This window comes from Candidatus Nitrospira neuquenensis, assembly GCF_979578155.1.
Map to the genome: position 1 here is coordinate 115,414 of NZ_CEFZDU010000003.1, position 21,208 is coordinate 136,621.

Here is a 21,208-nt window from a genome sequence, read left to right on the forward strand (position 1 = left end):
TGGTCCCGTACATGACGCCGGCCATCAGCGCCCAGCGGGAGCCGGCGACCAGGAATCCCGACAGGACCAGTGGCGCGCCGTAGAGGAAGGCCGGCCAGGCCAGCCGGGCCATCCAGGAGGCCTCCGGCCTCGGGTCCGCGTCCGTGGCGGCTTGCAGGACGGTCAGCGCAAGGAGCAGCGCGGCCATCGCTCGGGCCAGGTTGCGCGGGGAGGCCGCCATCGCCCGCGATGATACCGGAGGACGATGGGCCTCACAAGACGTCCGCCTCCCGACCTCAGCCTGCCGGTGAGGTGATGTCGGACCAGGTTTCCGAGATCAGAGGGCCAGGCGAGGAGCCGGTGCCCGCCGGCCGGCCCACGCTGATCTATGACGGCGAGTGCCGCCTCTGCGTGGCGGCCAAGGAGGGACTCGAGCGGCTGGGCGCGGATCGTGACGCGCGGTTCGTGCCCTACCAGAGCGAGGAGGCGGCCCGCTGCCTGGGGGGCGAGTACCGACCCGGCCGGCCGGACGTCGCCTTCCTGGTCGAGCCGGACGGCCGCGTCAGCCGCGGCCTCGACGCCTTCCTCCCGCTGCTGCCGGGACTCCGCGGCGGACGGATCCTGCGCGCGATCCTGCGCGTGCCCGTCATCAGGCCGCTCGCCGAGCTGGGCTATCGGCTGGTCGCCCGTCACCGCTACCGCTGGTTCGGCCGGGTCGGGTCGGCCGGTGGGCGATAGGGGCCTCGTTCAGCGAGGGGACTTCGTCTCCTGCGGGCCGGACCGAGCAGGGGGCCGACGCGGGTCGCCTCCTCGTAGATGCCGGGCGCCTTGCTTGCCCGCGGGCTGGCGCCGTCCAACACTTCCACGCCTCTTGTTGGCCGGTCTCCACACTCGCCGTTGACCGGACGACAGTAGGGGCCCTCCCTTGTGCCGGGGCGGCAAAGCGCCTATTCTCCCGGTACCGCACGACTGATTTCTCCGAGAGAAGACCGACGATGGATTGGACGCTGCTGACGGGGCTGGCCGCCGGGGTCTTGACGACGATCGCGTTCGTCCCGCAGTTGCTCAAGACCTGGCGGTCCCGCTCGGCGGAGGATGTCTCGCTCGGGATGCTGATCACCTTCTGTGCCGGCGTCTTCTTCTGGCTGCTCTACGGGCTCTTCATCCGGTCCCTGCCCGTGATCGCGGCGAACGCCGTCACGCTCGTGCTGGCCCTGTCCATCCTGGGATTGAAGCTTCGGTACCGGCCCTGAGGGCACGGGGGCGGCCGGCCGGTGCTCAGCAATCGTCAGGGCTGGCCCGACGGCCGGGCGGGCTCGAGGCGCTCGAGCTGTTCCTGCAACCGACGGCTCGATTCGTTGGCCTGCTCGACGGTCCGGCTCGCCTCGCCGACCGCGGCCTCCTTCGCCTTGCCGGCCGCATCCTTCAGCCGGTCCGTGGCGGCCCGCTTGAGTTGCTCCGCAACCTTGCCGGTCTTCTCCTCGACGGCTCCCAGCAGCTCCTTGCCCGTGACGGTGGTGTGGCCGGGCCTGCCCGTCACCCCCGCGACCCGGTCGCTCAGGCCGGAGAAGTAGAGAGCGTAGGCGGCGCCGCCGGCTACCACCAGCAGCCCGACCTTGACCAGCAGCTTGACCATGGCGCTGGCGGTCATCCGGATGATGACGATTCCCCAGACGATCAGGACGAGGGCCGTGAGCCCCACGCCCGTTTCATAGGAAGAGGGGAGCGGAATCTTGAGGTCGGCGAGCCGGTCAATCCATTGCCGCCACGGCGGGAGCTCGGCCGGGGCGGAAGACTCCACCGACGCGCCCAGGGGCGCCGGGGCGACCTCGCCGGCCCGGGGGGCCGCCGCAGCGCCCGGCGCGATCGGCTCCAGCGTGTCGCCATCGAGCGCCTGGGCCTTGGCCCTGGCCCGTTCCGGAATCCGGTCCCGGGAATTCGTGTAGGCGATGGCGCCCTGCTCGTCCTGGTATCGGTAGAGCGTGCCCGCGGAGAGGGCGGGCGGGGCGAAGGCGAGGGTGGCGGCAAGCCAGAGAACCGCCGGCGAGGAGACGGTCAGTTTCGTCCGAGGGGACCCAGCCATGCCGGTGCTCCGTCAGGACCCGGCGTAGCTTAGGGGGCTTTGTGTAGGGAGTCAACGGGATTTTGACGGGGGCGGGAGGGCCGGCGACCCTGGTCCTCCCCTCAGGATCGCCCCGCGATGGGACGGAGCGGCGCGTCCGTTCCGGCCGGGAGGGCGACCGGGATGGCGATGTCGAGACCGGGGTCCGCTTCATCGTCCCGTCCATCCGCTCCCACGCTGTAAAGCCTGCCGCTCGCGGGATGCCAGAGCATCGGCATTCCCGTGAAGGGGTCGAAGAGCGAGGACCCGGCCTGCGCGATGCGGAGGGGAACCGGCCGATGGCCGGGCGCGCCGAGGAGCAGCGCCTGGAGCGCCACGAGGCGGAGCCTCGCGTCGGCTTCCGTCACGCGCTGGAAGATCGGTTGCCACTGCGGCTCCGCCAGCCCCGCCGTCTCGATGGGGGACAGCAGGACCTCGTAGAAGCGGCGTTGCGGAGGGGCGGCCGCGTCCTGAAGCTTGGGCGGAGGGCCGCCGGGAGATTCGGAGTAGGCGATGAGTTGGTGGGTGTAGAGGGCGTAGGTATTGAGGGTCTTCTGGCGGCGCACCGGCGCCCGGGCGATCGCTCCGAAGGCCCGCGCCAATCCGACCCGCTGCAAGGCCGCCGGCGGCAGCCCGGCCAGCCCTTCCAGCCAGCGTAAGGCGCCGTCGGGGGCGCGCTCAGCCTGGGTGCCGGCTGGAGCGGCGGCCTGCGACACGGCGATGACGAACTCGTTTTGGATCGGCCGGCGGAGGGATCGCTCCTCCGGCGTCAGCGGACGGGCCAGGCGGCGCAGGCGTGCGAGCAGCGCGGGGTCGAGGTCGTGCAGGTTGAGGAGGGAGGACAGCAGGGCCATGTCGTCCTCGACCACGACCGTCGCGGCGATCTTCGTGGGGAGCGTCATGGCCCTGGCCAGGACGGTTCTCCAGGCGTGGAGGTCGCGCTCCAGGCGCGCGGCGCCCGTTTCCAGGCCGACGGCGAAACCGGAGGCGACGAAGAGACGGTGGGTCGCGAAGATCTCGTTGTACCTCGGGCTTCCGGCCTGGCCGAACCCGCGGTCCTCGAAGCGGAGGCCGAGCCACTGGCCGTATCGGTCGAGGAGGACGGCCTGGCGTCCGGCGTCGGCGTTCAGCGCATCCGCGAGCCGCTTGAAGGTCAGCGGGGCCTCGGGGCGGCTCCAGGCTTCGAGCAGGCGGTAGCTGTCCTGGTCCACGACGAAGTGAGCGCGGCCCGGCCCGGCGTAATCGTAGCATCCCTGTCCCCCGCGGGTTTCGGCCTCGATCCACATCCGATGGCCGGTCTCGATCGGGTCCATGGCGGGGGAGGCGGAAAAGCCCAGGAGCAGAAAGTAGCCGTTCGCTCGGGGGTCTTCGATGGCCCAGTGCGGGAGGGCGGTCAGGGCGGTGAAGGTCTCGTTGGGCGCCGAGCCTGCCCCGAACCACATCGAGCGGCTTACCTCGACGGCCGCGACCAAGAGGCTGAAGACCACGAAGACGGTGGAGAGGCTGCGCGCGGACACTTTCATTGAAAGATTCTCCCGTGCCCCGGGTGAGCGGTGTGCAAGCCTGATACCAGGGGCCGGGGCGGCAGGGCCGCCTGGCCGGTAACTCCCGACGAGGTAAGGGGAACGGCAGCCGGCCGCCGTGGAGTCGCGGTGGGGGGCGATCGAGGGTTTCCGTGCAAAAGGGACCGGTCACGGCAATTTTGCGTCGCGCCGGCTTTCGCCTTGACAAGAATTCCTGGGCTCCCCTACAGTGGCGCCCCAGAGACAGAGCCCGGGTCGAGGGAAGAGGGTGTGAAGCCCTCGCGGTCCCGCCGCTGTGAATGGGGACGAACCCCGCTGACGCCACTGTCGAACGACGGGAAGGCGCGGGTAGTAGGCCGAAGACCCCATAAGCCAGAAGACCTGCCCGGGGCCCCGCGCGTCGCCTCGCCGCTTCCCCCCATCACGGGGCGCGGCCGCGCGACCGGAAGCGCGGGGAGCGACCTTCTCTTTCCCTCGTGGGCTGGGGAAAGGATGAGGATGAAGAACCGGGTGCAATCCTCAGGGTCTCCCCAGGCCTTGAGGATTTTTTATTTGGAGCGGCATACACGATGGGCGCAGCGGACGGTCGTCCTGCTCGTCCTCCTGGCGGCGGCGATCGCCCGTGCGGATGGCCCTGACGGAGCAGCCATGACGCGACGCCAGCAAGGCATCCTGACCGGCATGCCCTTCATGGCCAACGTGGCCTCCCGCACCTTCGTGGACAACCTGGGGCGGAAGATCTTCCTCGCCAAGCCGCCGGTGCGGGTCGTCTCCCTCGCGCCCAGCGTCACCGAGATGCTCTACGCCATCGGGAGCGGGGAGCAGGTCGTGGGCGTGACCGACTTCTGCGACTATCCTCCCGACGCCCGCCGCAAGCCCAAGATCGGCTACTCGCAGCCCAACCTGGAATCCATCGTCGCGCTCACGCCGGACCTGGTGCTGGCCCCGCGGGAGTTCCTCCGTCCCGACCTGCTGGCGGCGCTGGAGCAGCTCAAGATTCCGGTGTATGTCCTGGAGGCCAAGACGATCGAGGACGTCCTGGGCCATGTTCAGGCGCTCGGACGCATACTCGGCCGCCCGGAGGCGGCCGATGCGCTGGCGCAGGACATGCGGCGCCGCATCGGAGAGGTCAAGGCCCGCACCGAGGCGCGCCCCCGCCCGCGCCTGCTGTATGTCCTGAACAGCGAGCCCCTGATCACCGTGGGCCCCGGCAGCTTCATCCACCAGCTCATCGAGCTGGCGGGCGGGACGAACGTGGCGCGCCGTGCGACGGTGCCCTACCCGCGGCTGAGCATGGAGGAGGTCGTCCGCCAGGACCCGGAGATCCTCCTCTTTCCGGTCGGCAAGGCCGAGGCCGTGTCGGAAGCCGAGCAGCAGGCCTGGCGGCGGTGGACCTCGCTGACCGCCGTGAAGCGGCAGCAGTTCCGCCAGATCCAAAGCGATCTGCTCAATCGCCCCGGCCCGCGGGTCGTCGAGGGGCTCGAAGCGCTCGCCCTGATTCTTCACCCCGACGCCTTTGCCGAGGGGGCGCGGTCACGATGACCGTCGGTGAACGGCAGGGCGACTGGCGGGAAGCCGCACCTGGGGCGCCGGCGACGGCCGCGGCGGCCTCGCCCTGGGCCGGCCGTCTCCCGCTCTCGCCCCGTCGGTGGGGCCTGCTCGTCGGCCCGCTGGCCCTCGCGACCCTGGTCGCGATGGCGACCTGCCTGCGCTTCGGGGCGGAGGACATCTCCTGGGCGGAGACGGCCCGCATCCTGCTGCACGTCCTCACGGAGGGGCCGGCGGGAATCGAGGCGGCGGGGCCGGCCGGGGTGATTCTTCTGGACGTGCGCCTGCCGCGCATCCTGCTCGGGTTCATGGTCGGCGGCAGCCTGGCGGCGGTCGGGGTGGGGCTGCAGGCGCTCCTGCGCAACCCGCTCGCCGACCCCTACGTGCTCGGCATCTCCAGCGGAGCCGCGCTGGGCGCGGCGGTCGCGGTCCTGCTCGGCATCGGGACCTCGTGGCTGGCGGTCTCGGCCCTGCCGCTCTGCGCCTTCGTCGGCGCCCTGGCCGCGATCCTGATCGTGTACCGGATCGCCGTCACCTACGGCCGGCTGCCGGTCCACACGCTGCTGCTGGCCGGGGTGGTGCTCAACGCGATCTTCTCCGCCCTGATCATGTTCGTCACCTCGATCATGGACCCGAACCGGTCCTACGGCATGATGTTCTGGCTGATGGGCACGCTGACGGCCCCGCGCTATCCGGTCATCCTCGCGCTGGCCGTCTACCTGGCCCTCGGCACCCTGTGCCTGTTCCGGCAGGCCAGGGCCCTGGACCTGCTCACGCTCGGGGAGGAGACGGCGCTGTCGCTGGGCGTGGAGGTCGAGGCCGTCAAGCGCACGGTCTTCTTCACCGCCGCGCTCCTCACCGGCGCGGTCGTGTCCGTGAGCGGGATGATCGGGTTCGTCGGGATGGTCGTCCCCCATGCGGCCCGGCTGCTGGTCGGCGCGGACCACCGGCTCCTGCTGCCGGTCGCCGCGCTGGTCGGGGGCACCGCTCTCATGGCGGCGGACACGGCGGCCCGGACGATGCTCGCGCCGGGGGAGATTCCCGTCGGCGTCGTCACGGCGCTGGCCGGCGGCCCGGTCTTCATGTACCTGCTGACGCGACGCACGGGAGGACTCGCGTGACCGACCGGGCGGTGAACTCGGAGGGGGCCGCCGCGGCCTACCGGGTCGAGGGCCTCTCCTTCCGCTATGGAAGCGCCGCGACCGGGGAGTCGAACGGCTGGGCCCTGGCCGGCCTGGACTTCGCGGTGCGGGCCGGCGAGGTACTGGGGGTGATCGGCCCGAACGGCTCGGGGAAGACCTCGCTGCTCAAGCTGCTCGCGCGGGTGCTCAAGCCCCAGGCCGGCCGGCTCCATCTCTTCGGCGCGGCGCTGGACGCCCTTGCGCAGGAGGAGGTGGCCCGGACGGTCGCGATGGTCCCGCAGGAGAGCCACCAGACCTTTCCCTTCTCGATCGCGGAGACCGTGCTGATGGGGCGATTTCCCCACCACCGGCGGGAACGGCCCCTGCTCGGCTTCGGCTGGGAGCGGCCGGAGGACCTGCGACTGGCCGAGCAGGCCATGCGCGACGCCGACGTCCTGCACCTCGCGCACCGGTCCATCGGGGATGTCTCGGGCGGGGAGCGGCAGCGGGCGGTCATCGCGCGGGCCCTGGCCCAGGAGCCGCGGGTCCTGCTCCTCGACGAGCCGACGGCCTTCCTGGACCTCAACCACCAGGTGGAGATCGGCGCGATCCTCCGCCGGCTGAACGCCGAGCGGGGGCTGACGGTCGTGCTGGTGTCCCATGACCTCAACCTCGCGAGCGAACTCTGCGACCGGGTGCTTCTCATGGATCGGGGCGCCGTCGTGCACCTCGGCCCGCCGGAGGACGTGATCCGGCCGGACTTGATCGAGTCGGTCTACGGCTGTCCCGTCCTCGTGGACCGCCACCCGCGGTCCGGCCGGCCGCGGGTAACCCTGCCGGGCCAGACGGGCAGCCGGCGGTGACGTCGAGAGCCTGATCGAGGGCCGAGGAGGCGGTGCCCCCTCCTCGGCGCCCGCGGTGACGGGGCACGGGACAACGGCGACGGGGGATTGCCTATCGGATAGACCGTCAGCGTCGGGGAAGATGGTGCGAATCCATCACGGTGCCGCCACTGTGAGCGGGGAGCGACTCCGCAGATACGCCACTGTTGAGGGCCGTCGTCGGGGATCAGTCTTCAGGGGCAGTTCGAAACTGCACGCCGAGAACTGAACGCCGATGACCGCTGACAACGGGAAGGCGCGGGGAAGCGACGATCCGCGAGTCAGGAGACCCGGCTGTCGGTCCAGTCCACTCAACCCTTCGAGCATGAGGGAGGTGGGTCATGGATCAGTGCGGGTGGTGGGGACGGGTCCGGCTTGCGGGCCTGGTCCTGGCGGCGGGGGTGGCGATGGGGACGACAGGGCCGGCGGGCGCGGCGGACCCGGAGGGGCAAACCGAGGCCCAGGGCGCGCCGGCCGAGGAGGTGGCCGTCAAGACGGAGGACGTGGTCGTGAGCGCGACCAAGACCGAGGTGCCCGTGAGCCACCTGACCAGCGCGGTGCAGGTGATCACCGGGGAGGAGCTGCAGCAGCGGAAGTACAAGGAGGTCGTGGATGCGCTCCGGCTCGCCCAGGGCCTGGCCGTCTTCTCCAACGGCGGTCCGGGGACCGACGCTAGCGCGAGAATCCGCGGGGGCGGCTCCGCCCAGACGCTCGTGCTCATCGATGGCGCCATCGTCAACAGCGCGACGACCGGCGCCTTCAACTTCGGCAACCTGATGATCGACAACATCGAGCGCATCGAGATCCTCCGCGGCGCGCAGAGCATGTTGTGGGGCTCCGACGCCATCGGCGGCGTCATCAACATCATCACGAAGAAGGGGGCCGGCAAGCCGAACGCCTCGACCTTCTTCGAGTACGGCTCCTTCGACTCCATCCGGGAGGGCGGGCAGGTGACCGGGAAGAAGGGACCGGTGGACTTCTCGGCCACCTTCTCGCGGTGGGACTTCACCGGGTTCTCCACCACCGACTTCCGGCTCGGGGCGGCGGAGCGGGACGCCTACCGGAACTGGACGGCCTCGTCGCGGCTCGGCGTCGAGCTGCCCAAGGAGGGGCGGCTGGAGTTCGATTTCCGCTGGATCAACAGCTCGACCTCGCTCGACAACATCTCCAACCCGCCGCAGGACGTCTTCGCCTCCAAGCAGAAGGCCACCCAGTACGTCTTCAGCGGGAACTGGCAGCAGCGGATCACCAAGTGGTGGGACCAAAAGCTCACCCTGGCCCGGGCGCAGGAGTCGTCGCTGTTCCTGCCCGGCACCCGGCAGCGGAACGTCCTCACCGGCGCCTTCAGCACGCCGTCGGGCAGCCCCAACCAGATCGACGTCCTGTCGAACCGCATCGAATGGCAGAACAACGTCCGGGTGGCGGACCCGCTGCTCTTCACCTTCGGCTACCAGTTCCGGGAGCAGCAGGGGGAGAACTCGACGGGGCTGTCGCAGCGGATCGTCTCCTCCAACGCCGGCTTCGCCGAGGCCCAGGTGAACCTCTGGGACCGCGTCTTCGGCACGGCGGGCATCCGACAGGACGCCTATAACGTGTTCGGCGACGCCACGACCTACCGGCTGACCGGCGGCTACCTGCACAAGGAGACCCAGACCAAGCTGCGGACGAGCTTTTCGACCGGATTCCGGGCGCCGAGCATCAACGAGCTCTACTTCCCCAACTTCGGCAACTCGGCTCTCCAGCCGGAGAAAAGCCAGAGCTTCGACGTGGCGGTGGACCAGGAGCTGTTCGACCGGAGCCTCAAGCTCAGCGCCGGCTACTTCTGGAACCGCTACCGCAACCTGATCGTGACCACCTTCGATCCCGTCGCCTGCGCCCCCTTCAGCACCTTCAGCTTCTGTCCCCTCAACGTGGGCTCGGCCACGGCCAGGGGGTTCGAGGCGTCCTTCGCTTACACCTACGCGGCGAATCGCTTCCTCCTGAAGAGCCTGGACCTGCAGGGCCAGTACACCAACACGATGACCAGGGACCTGGGCAACGGCACGAGGCTGCCGCGCTGGCCGGTGGACCAGATGAGCGTCCAGGTCGGCTACCAGCCGGTGGAGCCGCTGCGGCTGATCCTCATGGGCCGGTTCGTCGGCTCCCGGTTCAACACGACGAACGACCGGCAGAGCATGAAGCCCTTCGACGTCTGGAACCTGACGACGACCTACGACGTGCGGAAGGACGTGCAGGCCTACATCCGCGTGGACAACCTGTTCAACGAAAAGTACGAGGAGATCCTCAACGCGGGAACGCCGGTCCGGTCCATCTACTTCGGCATCCGGCTGAATCACGACCTGCCGTTGTGAGCGGAGCGATGGGCATTCCGCGGCTCGTCATCGCCGGGACGCACAGCGGGGTGGGCAAGACCACCGTGACGCTGGCGATCCTGTCCGCCCTGAAGGCACGCGGGCGTCGCGTCCAGGCCTTCAAGGTCGGGCCGGACTTCATCGATCCGGGGCACCATACGCTGGCGACCGACCGGCCTTCGCGCAACCTGGACGGCTGGATGCTGGCGCCGGACGTGAACCTGGACACTTTCCGGCGGGCCACGGCGGACGCGGACGTCGCGATCATCGAGGGGGTGATGGGCCTCTTCGACGGCAGCTCGCCGGTGAACGAGGTCGGGAGCACGGCGGAGATGGCCAAGCGGCTCGGCGCGCCGGTGCTGCTCGTGATCGACGGGAGCGCGATGGCCCGGTCGGCGGCCGCCATGGCGCAGGGCTTCGCGCGCTTCGACCCGGAACTGAAGGTGGCGGGCATCCTCTTCAACCGAGTGGGGAGCGACGGCCATTACCGGCTGCTCAAGGAGGCCGTCGAGGCGACGACCGACCTCAAGGTCGTCGGCTATTTCCTGCCGGATGAGCAGCTTGCGATCGGGGACCGCCACCTCGGCCTGGTCACGGCGATCGAGCAGGGCGCCGGGGACCGTTACGAGCGGCTCGGCGCCGCGGCGGAAGCGATGCTGGACCTGGACCTGATCGAGGCGCTCGCCCGCGCGGCGGTCGATGACGTCAGGGGTGAGGCGCAGGGGGGCTCTTCAACCCCTCACGCCTCACCCGTCACCCCGCACGAGCCCGTCCGGGTCGGCCTGGCCTACGACCCGGCCTTCTGCTTCTACTACGCGGAGAACCTGGAGCGGCTGGAAGAGGAGGGCGCGACGCTCGTCCCCTTCTCGCCGACCCACGACCGGGCGCTGCCCGACGTGGACCTGCTGTACCTGGGCGGCGGCTACCCGGAGCTCTACGCCGCAGCCCTCGCGGGGAATACGTCCATGAAGGAGGCGATCAAGGCCTTCGCGGCGGCGGGGGGGCCGATCTACGCCGAGTGCGGGGGGCTCATGTACCTGCTGCGGGCGATCCGGGACTTCGAGGGGCGGTCCCACGAGATGGTCGGCCTCTTTCCGGCCATGGCGGTCATGCAGCGGTCGGGCATGACCCTCGGCTACCGGGAGGTCGAGGTGACGACGCCCTGCCTGCTGGGGGCGGCCGGCACGAAGGTGCGCGGCCATGAGTTCCACTATTCCTCCCTGTTCGTGGAGGGCCCGCTGGACTATGCCGTGCGCCTGACGGACGCCCGCGGCCACGTCTGCGGGAAGGACGCGCTCGTCACGGGTCGGGTGGCCGCGCTCTACACGCACCTGCACTTCGCCAGCCAGCCGGCGATCGCGCGGGCGCTGGTGGAGGCGGCGCGGCTGCGGGCGCTCGCGGCGGCGAAGGGCAGCAGACCGGCATGACCGGGCCGGACGAGCACAAGGCGCGGATGCAGCGGCTGAAGGCCTCCGTGGACCGGCGCATCGCGGCCGCGCGGGAGGAACGCGGTCTGCTGATCGTGCACACGGGCGCCGGCAAGGGCAAGACGACCGCCGCGTTCGGCATGGCCCTCCGGTGCATAGGGCACGGCATGAAGGTCGCCGTCGTCCAGTTCATCAAGGGGGCGATCGACACCGCGGAGGAGCGGATCCTGAAGAGCTTCGGCGACCAGGTGACCTTTTTACGCATGGGCGAGGGCTACACCTGGGAGACCCAGGACCGCGAGCGGGACGTCCGCCATGCGCGGGAGGCGTGGGAGGCCGCGACCCGCTTCCTGGGCGACCCGGCCTACGCCATGGTGATTCTGGATGAGCTGAACATCGCCCTCCAGCAGGAATACCTGCCGGGCGAGGAGGTGCTGGATGTCGTCCGCCGGCGTCCGCCGAGGCAGCACGTGGTCATCACGGGCCGGGGCGCCAAAGACGCGCTGATCGAGGCGGCGGACCTGGTCACCGAGATGAAGATGGTCAAGCATCCCTTCCGGAAGGGCGTCAAGGCGCAGCGGGGCGTCGAGTTCTAGCCCGCATTCCGCACGGCGGTTCGTCGCGAAATCGCGCAGTCGCTGGCGAGACGGGCGCGTGGAGCCCCGAGGGAGGGAAGCGTACTCCTTGCAGTACGTTGACCGACGGAGGGGCGAGCCCGCCCGCCTGGCCGCACAGACACCGCGGCCAGGCTTGTCGCAGCCGCGAATGTGCGATTGCAGCAGAAGCGTTCGTGAGTAATGCGGGCTAGCCCGAGCCTGCCGCAGGGAGCCGATGGAGTCCGTTGCGCTTCCTGGAGAAGCGCAACGGGGGGTGATCGCTCATACTCAACCACGTGGAGGTGAGAACCCATGCCCGCACTCTCTCCCCGGATGCAGATCATGGCCGGTGTCGCCCTGGCCACCCTCATGGCCGCGACGCGTGGTCACCATTTCGCGACGCTTCAACACCTGCCCAGCGCGTCTTGGGCGGTGTTTTTTCTCGCCGGCGTTTATCTGAGGCCCCTATGGGCCTTGCCCGCGCTGTTCGCCGAGGCGGCGTTCCTGGACTTTGCCGCCGTCACCTGGGGCGGCGATAGCGGTTTCTGCGTCAGCCGGGCCTACGGCTTCTTGTTGCCGGCCTATGGCTCGTTGTGGTTCGCCGGCCGCTGGTACGCCGGGCGTCACCGTGACGCGATCGCCACGCTGCTGCCACTGACATGCAGCGTGCTCGTCGGCTCGGCAGTCTGCGAGCTGATCTCGAGCGGCAGTTTCTACTTTCTTTCCGGCCGCTATGAGCGGACGAGCGTGGCGGAGTTCGGCTCGCGGTTGGTGACCTACTATCCGCGGTCCCTCTCCTCCCTGATGTTCTACGTCGGTATGGCGGCTGCTGTTCACGCGATGTCCGGCGCGGGGAGCGTGTGGACGGCGCTGTCCGCCCGATTCAGAACCTCCGGCCAGCCGTGAGGGTTGAAGGCTTCGGCGGCGTGGAGCAGGAGTCGGAGTCCAGACGGATGCAGAAAGTCTGCGGACGTTGTCGTGCGACGTTTTCCTGTCAGCAGGCCGGCGGGTGCTGGTGCGGCGATCTCCAGCTCGAGCCGGCCCGGCTGGCCTGGTTGAAGGCGCGGTACGACGACTGCCTGTGTCCCGCCTGCCTGACGGCGGTCGCGGCGGGCGGGCGCAACCCGGAGCTGCCCCATGCGACGTGAGGTCTCGGTCAGGAACGCATTGCCGCAGGAGCCGGGAGAATCGGAGGCGACGATCCGCGCGGAGGCCTTCTCCGAGGCCGAGCGGGCCGCGGTGTACCGGGCCATCTTCGAGCGGCGCGACGTGCGACGGCATTTCCTCCCCGACCCCGTCCCGGAGGAGGTGCTGACACGGATCCTCACCGCGGCCCACCACGCGGGGTCGGTCGGGTTCATGCAGCCGTGGAACTTCCTCGTAGTCCGCGACCCCGCGACGCGCCGGGCGGTCAAGGGGCTCTTCGAGCAGGCCAACGAAGCGGCCGCCGCGCGGTACCGCGGCCAGCGGGCGGCGCTCTACCGGAGCCTCAAGCTCGAGGGTATCGAGGAGGCGCCCCTGTCGGTCTGCGTGACCTGCAACCGGCAACGCGGGGGGCGCCACGTGCTCGGCCGCGCCACGGTCCCCGAGACCGACCTCTACAGCACCTGCTGCGCGATCCAGAACCTCTGGCTGGCGGCCAGGGCCGAGGGGATCGGCGTCGGCTGGGTGAGCATCCTGGACCATGGGGCGCTCAAGCGGCTGCTGGGGATTCCCCGCTCCGTGCGGGTCGTGGCCTATCTGTGTCTGGGGTACGTCTCCACCTTCGCCCGGCGGCCTGATTTAGAGACGGCGGGGTGGCGCGCGCGCCTTCCGCTGGAGCGGGTCGTCTATCGCGAGCGGTGGGGCGCGGGCGGCGCCGCGAACGGGGAGGGAGCCTGATATGCGCATCACGAAGGTCTATACGCGCACCGGCGACGCCGGCCAGACCAGGCTGGCGGGTGGCCAGCCGGTCTGGAAGGACAGCCTGCGGGTCGAGGCCTACGGGACGGTGGACGAGCTGAACGCGATCGTCGGCCTGGCGCGGGTCTTCAACGCGGAGTCGGCCGGCTCGCTCCCCCAAGCCGCCAAGCTGGAGGAGGAGCTGCGCTGGGTCCAGAACAAGCTGTTCGACGTCGGAAGCCTGCTTGCCACCGCGCCGGGTCAGACCTTCAAGAACATGCCCCGGGTGACGGAGGAGCACGTCACGCGGCTGGAGCGGCTCATCGACGCCTGCCAGGAGGACCTGGCGCCGCTCAAGGAGTTCATTCTTCCCGGCGGCGGGAAGGTGTCCGGCTTCCTGCACCAGGCGCGGACGGTCTGCCGGCGGGCCGAGCGGGTCTGCGTGAAGCTCGGGCGCGAGGAGCCGGTGGACCCCCTGCTCGTCAAGTACCTCAACCGCCTCAGCGACGCGCTCTTCGTCCTCGCCCGCTGGGTGGCCAAGACGCGTGGCGAGCCGGAATTTCTCTGGGAACGCGATCTGAAAACGTGAAGCGCACCTCGTGAAGCGTATCTCGCCTGAATCCCCAACGCGGTACGAGCGACGAGATACGACCGACGGGTTGTTGAGGAAATGGCTGCGCGTACGTTGATGATCCAGGGCACCGCCTCGCACGTGGGGAAGTCCGTGCTGACGGCGGCCCTCTGCCGGCTCTTCCTGCGGCGCGGCCGGCGGGTCGCGCCGTTCAAGGCGCAGAACATGTCGAACAACTCCTTCGTCACGCCGGACGGCCGCGAGATCGGGCGGGCGCAGGCAGTCCAGGCGGCGGCCTGCCGCCTGGAGCCGCGGAGCGACTTCAACCCGGTCCTGATCAAGCCCGAGACGGACCGGCGCGCGCAGCTCGTCGTGAACGGGCGCTCCGTCGGCTCGCTGGCCGCGCGGGACTTCGGGCGGGTGCGAAGGGAGTGCGCCGACTCGGTCCGGGCGGCCTTCGCCCGGCTGGCCGACGAGTTCGAGCTGGTGATCCTGGAGGGCGCCGGCAGCCCGGCCGAGATCAACCTGCGGGACTGCGACATCGTCAATATGTGGATGGCGCGGGAGGCCGCCGCCCCGGTCCTGCTCGCCGGCGACATCGAGCGGGGCGGCGTCTTCGCCGCGCTGGTCGGGACCCTGGCCCTGTTCACGGAAGAGGAGCGCCGGCACGTCAAGGGGCTGCTCATCAACAAGTTTCGCGGCGAGCCGGCGCTGCTCGACTCCGGCATCCGCGCCGTAGAGGCGAGGACCGGGGTGCCCTGCCTCGGCGTCATTCCCCACTGGGGCGAGCTTCGGGTGCCGCAGGAAGATTCCCTCGGCTGGGTGGAGGATCACGCCCGCCCCCCCCGCCCCGCCCCCCTCGCACCTGGCGAGCGGCTGACCATCGGCGTGGCGGACCTCCCGGCCCTGTCCAACTTCACCGACCTGGAGCCGCTCGGCCGCGAGCCGGACGTCCGGCTCCTGCGGTTGAAGGCAGAGACGGACGAGCCGTTGGATGCGCTGATCGTGCCGGGGACCAAGGTCACGGTCGAGGCCCTGCGCTTCATGAGGGCCTCCGGGCTGGACCGGACGGCCGGGCGGGTGGCGGCCGCCGGCGGCCTGGTCGTCGGCCTCTGCGGCGGCTACCAGATCCTCGGCCGGCTCATCCGCGATCCCTTCGGGGTCGAGTCCACCGAGCGGGAGGCGAAGGGGCTGGGGTTGCTCGACGTCGTGACCAGCTTCGCGCGCCGGAAGGTGCTGGTACAGGCATCGGGGCGGCACCGTGAGACCGGCTGTCGGGTCCGCGGCTATCAGGTCCATTGCGGCCGGACGAGGGTGGGGCCGGGGATCACGCCGCTGCTCGACCTGGAGAAGCCGGACGGATCCCTGCGCTGGGCCGAGGGCGCCGTATCGGCGGACGGGCTGGTCTGGGGGACCTATCTGCACGGCCTCTTCGACGAGCCGGAGTTTCGCCGGACGTTCTTGAACCGGCTCCGCGCCGTCCGCGGCTGGGCGCCGCTTCCTCCCTCGCCGGACTCGACGCCAGACGAGGACCTCGACCGCCTGGCCGACTTCGTGGAGCGCCACGTGGACATGGAGGCGATCGAACGGATCGTGGAGGCCGGCGTCTAGCATGGGGCGCGGCGAGCGACAGGCCGGCTCGGGCCGTGACGGCCGGCTGATCCTGGTAATCGGCGGCGCCGCCTCCGGCAAGAGCGCCGTGGCCCTGGACCTGGCCGCCCGCGGCCTCGCGCCGGAAAGCCCGCGTGCCTTCGTCGCGACCGGGGAGGCGCGGGACGGGGAGATGGCGGAGCGGATCGGGCGACACAAGCGATCGCGGGGCGCGTCCTGGGAGACGCACGAAGTGCCCGTCGAGGTCGCCGACTGGTGCCGGAAGGAGGGCCGCGGCCATCGCGTCATCCTGCTCGACTGCCTCACGCTCTGGCTGAGCAACCTGGGCGGGACGGGGATGACGGACCGGCGGGTCCTGGCGCGCGCGCGCGACCTCATCCGCGCCCTGCGCGAGACGGGGGCGAGGGTCGTGGTGGTGACGAACGAGTTGGGGCTCGGGCTCGTGCCGATGGAGCCGTCGGCCCGGCGGTTCCGGGACCTGGCCGGTCGCGTCAACCAGCGGTTCGCCGCGGCGGCCGACGAGGTCTACGTCGTCGTCGCGGGGATCGCCCTGCGGATCAAGCCGGCCGGCACGGAGGAGGCGCGATGAGCGGGATGACCTTGGATGATGCGATCCGAGCCGTCGAGCCGATTGACGAGACGTGCCGGACCTGCGCCTGGACACGGCTCGACCGGCTCACCAAGCCGCCGGGCAGCCTGGGCCGGCTGGAGGAGCTGGCGGCCTGGTATGTCGCGGCGACGAGGGAGATGAAGCCGGCGATCCCGAAGGCGGCCGTCTACACCCTCGCGGCGGACCACGGCGTCACGGCGGAGGGGGTCAGCGCCTATCCCGGCGAAGTGACCGCGCAGATGGTCCTGAACTTCCTCCGCGGGGGCGCCGGGGTGAACGTGCTCGCCGCGCAGGTCGGCGCCGAGGTCCGGGTCGTGGACATCGGCGTGGCGCACGAGTTCGGGCCGGTGCCGGGCCTGCTTGCCCGGAAGGTCGCGCGCGGCACGGGCAACTTCCTGCGCGAGCCGGCCATGCGCCGCGATCAGGCCGTCCGGGCGCTGGAGGTCGGCGTCGCGCTCGCGTGCGAGGCGGCGGACGAGGGCATCGGCCTGCTCGGCACGGGCGAGATGGGCATCGGCAACAGCACGGCGAGCGCGGCCATCATCGCCGTGATGACCGGCCGGCCCGTCGCGGAGGTGACCGGCCGCGGCACGGGCGTGGACGAGGCGGGCTATCGGCGCAAGGTCGGGGTGATCGAGCAGGCGCTCGCGCGCCATCGTCCGGTCGCGGGCGACGCGCTCGATGTCCTGGCCAAGGTCGGCGGCTTCGAGATCGCCGGGCTCGCCGGGCTGATCCTCGGCGCGGCCTCGCGGCGCGTGCCGGTCGTGCTGGATGGGTTCATCACCGGGGCGGCCGCCCTGATCGCGGCGGGAATGCAGCCCCGCTGCCGCGACTATCTCGTGGCCTCCCACCGCTCGGCCGAGCCGGGCCACGCGGCGGCTCTGGAGCGGCTGGGCCTGAAGCCGTTGCTCGACCTGGGCCTCCGTCTCGGCGAGGGGACGGGAGCCTGTCTCGGCATCGGGCTCGTCCAGGCCGCGCTCGCCGTGCTCACGCGGATGGCGACCTTCGAGGAAGCCGGTGTCTCGGACCGTGAAGCGTGAGACGTGATGGAGGAAGCGACCGGCGTGGACCAGTCTCCGACCAGAATCGAACAAAGGGCGGCCGCCCCTGCCTTGAATTCTCGCGCCCCACGCTTCACGCCTCACGCCTTGCGTCGGTTCCTGCTCGCCTGGCAGTTCCTGACGGTCATTCCGCTGGGCGGCCGGCACGAGGCGGCGCCGTGGGAGCTGGCGCGGTCCATGGCCTGGTACCCGGTGGTCGGCCTCCTCCTCGGAGCCCTGCTCGCGGGCGCCGACCTGCTGCTCTCGACGGTGTTGGCCCGCGGAGTCGTGGACGTGCTCCTGGTCCTGTTGTTGGTCGCGGTGACCGGCGGGCTGCATCAGGACGGCCTCGCGGACTCGCTGGACGGCCTCGCGGGCGGGCGCACCCCGGCCGCGCGGCTGGCCATCATGAGGGACGGCCGGATCGGGGCGATCGGCGCGACGGGGCTGATCCTGGACCTCGGGCTGCGGTACGCGGGCCTCGAAGCCCTGCCGCCGGCCGCCCGCCTGCCGGTCCTGCTCTGCCTGCCGGCGGTGGGCCGGATGGCGATGGTGATCGGCGCCGCCTCTGCCCCCTACGCCAGGCCGGAGGGCGGGCTGGCCGCGCCGTTCCTCTCCCACCTCTCCCGGCGGGAGGTCGCCTGGGCGGCGCTGATGGCGGCCGGAGCGCTGCTCGGGCTGCTCGGGACGGCCGGTGCGGTGGGCGGCCTCCTGGTCGCGGTGTTGGCCGGCCGACTCATCTCCCGCTTAAGCACGAAGCTCTGCGGCGGCGTCACGGGCGATGTGCTGGGGGCGACCAACGAAACGGCGGAGGTGGCTTTCCTGCTCGTCGAGCCCCTGCTGCTGGCGATCCGATGACGGCGCGGGAGCTGCTGCTCGCCTGTCTGCTGGACCTGCTGGCCGGCGACCCGCGCTGGTTCCCCCATCCCGTGCGGCTGATGGGGCGGGCGGCGGCCTGCTATGAGCGGGGAGCGAGGGCGATGGTGCGCGGGCCTGTGGGGGAGCGGATAGCGGGCGTGGTCCTGGCCCTGGGGCTGCCCCTGCTGGCCTATGCCGTCGGCCGGGCGCTGATCGGGGCGGCCGGCCTGGTGCACCAGGTCGCCGGCTCGGCCGCCGCCGTCCTGCTGGCCTGGACGACCCTCGCCGCGCGGGACCTCTCGGACCATGCGGCGGCGGTGCAGCGGGCGATCGAAGCCGGCTCGCTGGAGGAGGCCCGTCGGGCCGTGGGGTTGATCGTGGGGCGGGACACGGACGGGCTGTCGGCGCAGGAGATCGCCAGAGCCGCGGTCGAGTCCGTGGCCGAGAGCGCCTCGGACGGTGTCGTGGCGCCCCTCTGCTACCTCGTGATCGGCGGGCCGCCCCTGGCGCTTGCCTACAAGGCGGTGAGCACGCTGGACAGCCTGGTCGGGCACCACGAGCCGCCCTACACGCATTTCGGCTGGGCCTCGGCCCGGCTGGACGATCTCGCCAACTGGGCGCCGGCACGGCTCACCGCGTTGCTGCTGGTGCTGGCGGCCTGGCTGCTGTCGCGGGAGTCGGCGTCGATGAGGCGGGCCTGGGCCGTCCTGCGCCGGGACGGCCGCAAGCACGCGAGCCCCAACAGCGGCCGGCCGGAAGCGGCGATGGCGGGCGCGCTCGGCGTCCGGCTCGGCGGCCCCAACCGCTACGGCGGCATTCTGGTGGAGCGGCCGACGATGGGCGATCCCGTGACGCCGCTCGGGCCGGCCGAGCTCGCGCGGGCGCTGCGCCTCATGTGGATCGCGACGGGGCTGGCGGTGGTCCTGGCGGTCTGGCGGCTGCCATGGTGAGGACGCGCGACCGGCACGGCGGCGATGTCCACGCGGCGGCGCACGCGCTCGGCCGCCCGCTGAAGGACATCCTCGACTTCAGCGCGAGCATCAACCCCCTCGGCCCCTCGCCGCGGGCGAGGCGGGCCGCGCGCGCCGCCCTGTCGGAGGTCGTCCACTACCCGGACCCCGCCTGCACGGCGCTCCGCGACGCCTTGGCCAAGCGCCACGACCTGCCGGCCGACTGGGTTCTGGTCGGCAACGGGTCGAGCGAGCTGATCTACTTGCTGGCCCAGGCCCTTTCGATCCGCCGGGCCCTCGTCATCGGGCCGACCTTTTCGGAGTATGAAAAGGCCGTGGCAGCGAACGGCGGGCTGGTCAGACACATCAATGCCGAGCGGGCCGACCTGTACCGGCCCCCACTCGGGCGGGTGCGGGCGGCCATCGAAGCGGCCGGCCGCCCGGCGGGGCGGCCGCGGTTCGACGCGCTCTTCCTGTGCAACCCGAACAGCCCGACGGGCCGTGCGGTGGACCGGGAAGACGTTCTGCGGCTCGCGCGGGCGGCGGGGCGCCGGGGCATCTGGACCGTCGTGGACGAGGCCTTCGTGGACTACTGTGAGGATCGCTCGGTCCTGCCGCGGGTGCAGGAGGCGCCGAGGCTGCTCGTCCTGCGCTCGCTGACGAAGTTCCACGCCCTGCCCGGCCTCCGGGTCGGCTACCTGGCGGCCCGGCCGAGCCTATTGAAACGGCTCGCCCGGCGGCAGCCGCCCTGGTCGGTGAACGGCCCCGCCCAGGCCGCGGCGCTCGCCGCGCTGGACGACCGGGCCCACGGGGCCCGCAGCCTCGCCCTGACCCTGCGGGAGCGGGACCGGTTCGCGCGGGGGCTGGCCGGAATCCGCGGGCTCACGGTCTTTCCCTCGGAGGCGAACTTTCTCCTGGTCGAGCTGCCCGCCCGCACGACGGCCACGGGCGTGGCCGCGTCTCTCCGGCGGGAGGGGATCCTGATCAGGGACTGCTCCGCCATGCCGGGGCTCAACGACCGGACCATCCGACTGGCCGTGCGGAGCGGGAGCCAGCATCGCCATCTGCTCGCGCTCCTGCGGGCGGCGCTGGAACGCGCAGAGGCATGAGGAGGCCGGCCGGACTCCGGACCAGGTTCCGCCTCGTCGGCCGCACCCTGCTGGTCGACCTCGGGGCGGTCCGGCCGGTCCTCTCCTCCGCGCCGCGCGGCGGGGGCTTGAGCCATGTCCGCTTCATCCTCAACCACCAAGTGCCGGCCAATCCGATCGGGCTTGCGCCGCGACGATCCGCCTGTGCCTGGAAGGACCCGGCCCGCTACCTGGGGCGAGTCGCGGCCGCGGCCGGGGCCGAGGGCCCCTCGGTCGGCCTGATGACCGCCGTGCCGCTGGCGAAGCTCGTCACGGTCCGTCGGCGAGCCGGCTCCCTCTGGGTCGAGGGCCTCTTCACCGTCGGCGTCAGCAACGCGGTCCGCGCGGGGGAGCCGCCGGTCGCGTCGCCGCGCGTCCGGGCGGCCGGTCCCGGTACGATCAACATGATCCTCGTCACCAACGCGCGTCTGGCCGCCTCGGCGATGGTCTGCGCCGTCCAGGTGGCGACGGAGGCCAAGACCGCCGCGCTGCTGGCGGCGAAGGTCCGGAGCTGGACCGGCCGCCCCGGGGCGACGGGCACGGGGACGGACGCGGTGGTCATCGTGTCGGGCGACGGCCCGTCCCTGCGCTACAGCGGCACCCACACGGCCCTCGGCGCGCTGATCGGGCAGGTGGTGGCAAGTGGCGTGGCGGCGGGACTGGCCCGCTGGCGAGCCGCCCGTCCCCGACGCTGCTAGCCCGCATTATTCACGGCGGTTCGCCGCGAAATCGCGCAGTCGCTGGCGAGACGGGCGCGTGGAGCCCCGAGGGAGGGAAGCGTACTCCTTGCAGTACGTTGACCGACGGAGGGGCGAGCCCGCCCGCCTGGCCGCACAGACACCGCGGCCAGGCTTGTCGCAGCCGCGAATGTGCGATTGCAGCAGAAGCGTTCGTGAGTAATGCGGGCTAGCCCGGCCCGCGGCCGTTACGGCCCGCCCGTTCCTCCTTCCCGCCGTCCCCTGTGCCGATCGGGTCATTTCCCTGTCAAGCCATTTGGAAATCTTACCCTGGAGTGATTCGTTGCGTCATTTCT

The 21,208-nt window shown here is 71.3% G+C and carries 21 protein-coding genes and 2 riboswitches; of the genes, 19 read left to right on the top strand and 2 right to left on the bottom strand.

Going from position 1 to position 21,208, the window contains the following annotated elements:
* Positions 1-294 precede the first annotated feature (294 nt).
* Together AC1U7O_RS01840 and AC1U7O_RS01845 are read left to right on the top strand one after the other, a co-directional pair.
* Positions 295-717, top strand: a complete 423-nt coding sequence (locus AC1U7O_RS01840) for a thiol-disulfide oxidoreductase DCC family protein (protein ID WP_479892859.1) — start codon at positions 295-297, stop codon at positions 715-717.
* A 257-nt stretch (positions 718-974) separates the two neighbouring features.
* Positions 975-1,232 (top strand): SemiSWEET transporter, encoded by a 258-nt coding sequence (locus AC1U7O_RS01845; RefSeq protein ID WP_479892861.1) that lies wholly within the window; start codon positions 975-977, stop codon positions 1,230-1,232.
* 35 nt (positions 1,233-1,267) lie between these two features.
* On the opposite strand, the gene AC1U7O_RS01850 is transcribed toward AC1U7O_RS01845, so the two are convergent.
* Entirely contained in the window at positions 1,268-2,062 is a 795-nt protein-coding gene (locus AC1U7O_RS01850) for a DUF4124 domain-containing protein (RefSeq protein ID WP_479892862.1), read from the bottom strand.
* A 101-nt stretch (positions 2,063-2,163) separates the two neighbouring features.
* Positions 2,164-3,603 carry a hypothetical protein gene (locus AC1U7O_RS01855; RefSeq protein WP_479892863.1) on the bottom strand — a complete coding sequence of 480 codons (1,440 nt, stop codon included), beginning with the start codon at positions 3,601-3,603 and terminating at the stop codon, positions 2,164-2,166.
* A gap of 249 nt (positions 3,604-3,852) precedes the next feature.
* Positions 3,853-3,993, top strand: a riboswitch (cobalamin riboswitch).
* Between the two features lie 258 nt (positions 3,994-4,251).
* Between AC1U7O_RS01855 and AC1U7O_RS01860 the strand changes: the two genes are divergently transcribed.
* From AC1U7O_RS01860 to AC1U7O_RS01940, 17 genes are all read left to right on the top strand, one after another.
* Entirely contained in the window at positions 4,252-5,145 is an 894-nt protein-coding gene (locus AC1U7O_RS01860; protein ID WP_479892864.1) for an ABC transporter substrate-binding protein, read from the top strand.
* Positions 5,142-6,272 carry a FecCD family ABC transporter permease gene (locus AC1U7O_RS01865; RefSeq protein ID WP_479892865.1) on the top strand — a complete coding sequence of 377 codons (1,131 nt, stop codon included), beginning with the start codon at positions 5,142-5,144 and terminating at the stop codon, positions 6,270-6,272. Before AC1U7O_RS01860 ends, AC1U7O_RS01865 begins: the two co-directional genes overlap by 4 nt.
* Entirely contained in the window at positions 6,269-7,135 is an 867-nt protein-coding gene (locus AC1U7O_RS01870) for an ABC transporter ATP-binding protein (RefSeq protein WP_479892866.1), read from the top strand. The genes AC1U7O_RS01865 and AC1U7O_RS01870 overlap by 4 nt, the downstream gene beginning before the upstream one ends.
* Positions 7,136-7,206: 71 nt before the next feature.
* A riboswitch (cobalamin riboswitch) is annotated at positions 7,207-7,465 on the top strand.
* A gap of 29 nt (positions 7,466-7,494) precedes the next feature.
* Entirely contained in the window at positions 7,495-9,504 is a 2,010-nt protein-coding gene (locus AC1U7O_RS01875; RefSeq protein WP_479892867.1) for a TonB-dependent receptor plug domain-containing protein, read from the top strand.
* Between the two features lie 8 nt (positions 9,505-9,512).
* Positions 9,513-10,931, top strand: coding sequence for a cobyrinic acid a,c-diamide synthase CobB (locus tag AC1U7O_RS01880; RefSeq protein ID WP_479892868.1), 1,419 nt, complete (start codon positions 9,513-9,515; stop codon positions 10,929-10,931).
* Complete coding sequence (cobO, locus tag AC1U7O_RS01885; RefSeq protein ID WP_479892869.1) at positions 10,928-11,527, top strand: cob(I)yrinic acid a,c-diamide adenosyltransferase; 600 nt, start codon at positions 10,928-10,930, stop codon at positions 11,525-11,527. The genes AC1U7O_RS01880 and cobO overlap by 4 nt, the downstream gene beginning before the upstream one ends.
* Before the next feature lie 312 nt (positions 11,528-11,839).
* Positions 11,840-12,433, top strand: coding sequence for a hypothetical protein (locus AC1U7O_RS01890; RefSeq protein WP_479892870.1), 594 nt, complete (start codon positions 11,840-11,842; stop codon positions 12,431-12,433).
* A gap of 47 nt (positions 12,434-12,480) precedes the next feature.
* Complete coding sequence (locus AC1U7O_RS01895) at positions 12,481-12,675, top strand: cysteine-rich CWC family protein (protein WP_479892871.1); 195 nt, start codon at positions 12,481-12,483, stop codon at positions 12,673-12,675.
* The gene (gene bluB, locus AC1U7O_RS01900; protein ID WP_479892872.1) at positions 12,665-13,408 is read left to right on the top strand and encodes a 5,6-dimethylbenzimidazole synthase; all 744 of its coding nucleotides are present in this window, start codon (positions 12,665-12,667) and stop codon (positions 13,406-13,408) included. The genes AC1U7O_RS01895 and bluB overlap by 11 nt, the downstream gene beginning before the upstream one ends.
* 1 nt (position 13,409) lies before the next feature.
* The gene (locus AC1U7O_RS01905) at positions 13,410-13,997 is read left to right on the top strand and encodes a cob(I)yrinic acid a,c-diamide adenosyltransferase (protein ID WP_479892873.1); all 588 of its coding nucleotides are present in this window, start codon (positions 13,410-13,412) and stop codon (positions 13,995-13,997) included.
* Positions 13,998-14,078: 81 nt separating this feature from the next.
* Positions 14,079-15,590, top strand: a complete 1,512-nt coding sequence (locus AC1U7O_RS01910; protein ID WP_479892874.1) for a cobyric acid synthase — start codon at positions 14,079-14,081, stop codon at positions 15,588-15,590.
* Between the two features lies 1 nt (position 15,591).
* Positions 15,592-16,179 carry a bifunctional adenosylcobinamide kinase/adenosylcobinamide-phosphate guanylyltransferase gene (gene cobU, locus AC1U7O_RS01915; RefSeq protein ID WP_479892875.1) on the top strand — a complete coding sequence of 196 codons (588 nt, stop codon included), beginning with the start codon at positions 15,592-15,594 and terminating at the stop codon, positions 16,177-16,179.
* A 5-nt stretch (positions 16,180-16,184) separates the two neighbouring features.
* Positions 16,185-17,240, top strand: a complete 1,056-nt coding sequence (gene cobT / locus AC1U7O_RS01920) for a nicotinate-nucleotide--dimethylbenzimidazole phosphoribosyltransferase (RefSeq protein WP_479892884.1) — start codon at positions 16,185-16,187, stop codon at positions 17,238-17,240.
* Positions 17,241-17,246: 6 nt separating this feature from the next.
* On the top strand, positions 17,247-18,098 hold the full coding sequence (cobS, locus tag AC1U7O_RS01925) for an adenosylcobinamide-GDP ribazoletransferase (RefSeq protein WP_479892876.1): 852 nt from the start codon (positions 17,247-17,249) through the stop codon (positions 18,096-18,098).
* Positions 18,095-19,048: an adenosylcobinamide-phosphate synthase CbiB gene (cbiB, locus tag AC1U7O_RS01930; protein WP_479892877.1), complete on the top strand. Its 954-nt coding sequence runs from the start codon at positions 18,095-18,097 to the stop codon at positions 19,046-19,048. The genes cobS and cbiB overlap by 4 nt, the downstream gene beginning before the upstream one ends.
* Positions 19,042-20,157, top strand: a complete 1,116-nt coding sequence (cobD, locus tag AC1U7O_RS01935) for a threonine-phosphate decarboxylase CobD (protein WP_479892878.1) — start codon at positions 19,042-19,044, stop codon at positions 20,155-20,157. The genes cbiB and cobD overlap by 7 nt, the downstream gene beginning before the upstream one ends.
* Entirely contained in the window at positions 20,154-20,873 is a 720-nt protein-coding gene (locus AC1U7O_RS01940) for an adenosylcobinamide amidohydrolase (RefSeq protein WP_479892879.1), read from the top strand. The genes cobD and AC1U7O_RS01940 overlap by 4 nt, the downstream gene beginning before the upstream one ends.
* Positions 20,874-21,208 lie beyond the last annotated feature (335 nt).

Excerpts from the sequence above, each read along its gene's own strand:
- cobD (WP_479892878.1), top strand. The coding sequence starts at position 19,042 with ATGGTGAGGACGCGCGACCGGCACGGCGGCGATGTCCACGCGGCGGCG.
- AC1U7O_RS01905 (WP_479892873.1), top strand. The coding sequence starts at position 13,410 with ATGCGCATCACGAAGGTCTATACGCGCACCGGCGACGCCGGCCAGACC.
- AC1U7O_RS01845 (WP_479892861.1), top strand. The coding sequence starts at position 975 with ATGGATTGGACGCTGCTGACGGGGCTGGCCGCCGGGGTCTTGACGACG.
- cobS (WP_479892876.1), top strand. The coding sequence starts at position 17,247 with ATGGAGGAAGCGACCGGCGTGGACCAGTCTCCGACCAGAATCGAACAA.
- bluB (WP_479892872.1), top strand. The coding sequence starts at position 12,665 with ATGCGACGTGAGGTCTCGGTCAGGAACGCATTGCCGCAGGAGCCGGGA.
- AC1U7O_RS01890 (WP_479892870.1), top strand. The coding sequence starts at position 11,840 with ATGCCCGCACTCTCTCCCCGGATGCAGATCATGGCCGGTGTCGCCCTG.
- AC1U7O_RS01860 (WP_479892864.1), top strand. The coding sequence starts at position 4,252 with ATGACGCGACGCCAGCAAGGCATCCTGACCGGCATGCCCTTCATGGCC.
- AC1U7O_RS01855 (WP_479892863.1), bottom strand. The coding sequence starts at position 3,603 with ATGAAAGTGTCCGCGCGCAGCCTCTCCACCGTCTTCGTGGTCTTCAGC.
- AC1U7O_RS01850 (WP_479892862.1), bottom strand. The coding sequence starts at position 2,062 with ATGGCTGGGTCCCCTCGGACGAAACTGACCGTCTCCTCGCCGGCGGTT.
- AC1U7O_RS01875 (WP_479892867.1), top strand. The coding sequence starts at position 7,495 with ATGGATCAGTGCGGGTGGTGGGGACGGGTCCGGCTTGCGGGCCTGGTC.
- cobT (WP_479892884.1), top strand. The coding sequence starts at position 16,185 with ATGACCTTGGATGATGCGATCCGAGCCGTCGAGCCGATTGACGAGACG.
- AC1U7O_RS01865 (WP_479892865.1), top strand. The coding sequence starts at position 5,142 with ATGACCGTCGGTGAACGGCAGGGCGACTGGCGGGAAGCCGCACCTGGG.
- AC1U7O_RS01880 (WP_479892868.1), top strand. The coding sequence starts at position 9,513 with ATGGGCATTCCGCGGCTCGTCATCGCCGGGACGCACAGCGGGGTGGGC.
- AC1U7O_RS01840 (WP_479892859.1), top strand. The coding sequence starts at position 295 with ATGTCGGACCAGGTTTCCGAGATCAGAGGGCCAGGCGAGGAGCCGGTG.
- cobO (WP_479892869.1), top strand. The coding sequence starts at position 10,928 with ATGACCGGGCCGGACGAGCACAAGGCGCGGATGCAGCGGCTGAAGGCC.
- AC1U7O_RS01940 (WP_479892879.1), top strand. The coding sequence starts at position 20,154 with ATGAGGAGGCCGGCCGGACTCCGGACCAGGTTCCGCCTCGTCGGCCGC.
- cobU (WP_479892875.1), top strand. The coding sequence starts at position 15,592 with ATGGGGCGCGGCGAGCGACAGGCCGGCTCGGGCCGTGACGGCCGGCTG.
- AC1U7O_RS01910 (WP_479892874.1), top strand. The coding sequence starts at position 14,079 with ATGGCTGCGCGTACGTTGATGATCCAGGGCACCGCCTCGCACGTGGGG.
- AC1U7O_RS01895 (WP_479892871.1), top strand. The coding sequence starts at position 12,481 with ATGCAGAAAGTCTGCGGACGTTGTCGTGCGACGTTTTCCTGTCAGCAG.
- cbiB (WP_479892877.1), top strand. The coding sequence starts at position 18,095 with ATGACGGCGCGGGAGCTGCTGCTCGCCTGTCTGCTGGACCTGCTGGCC.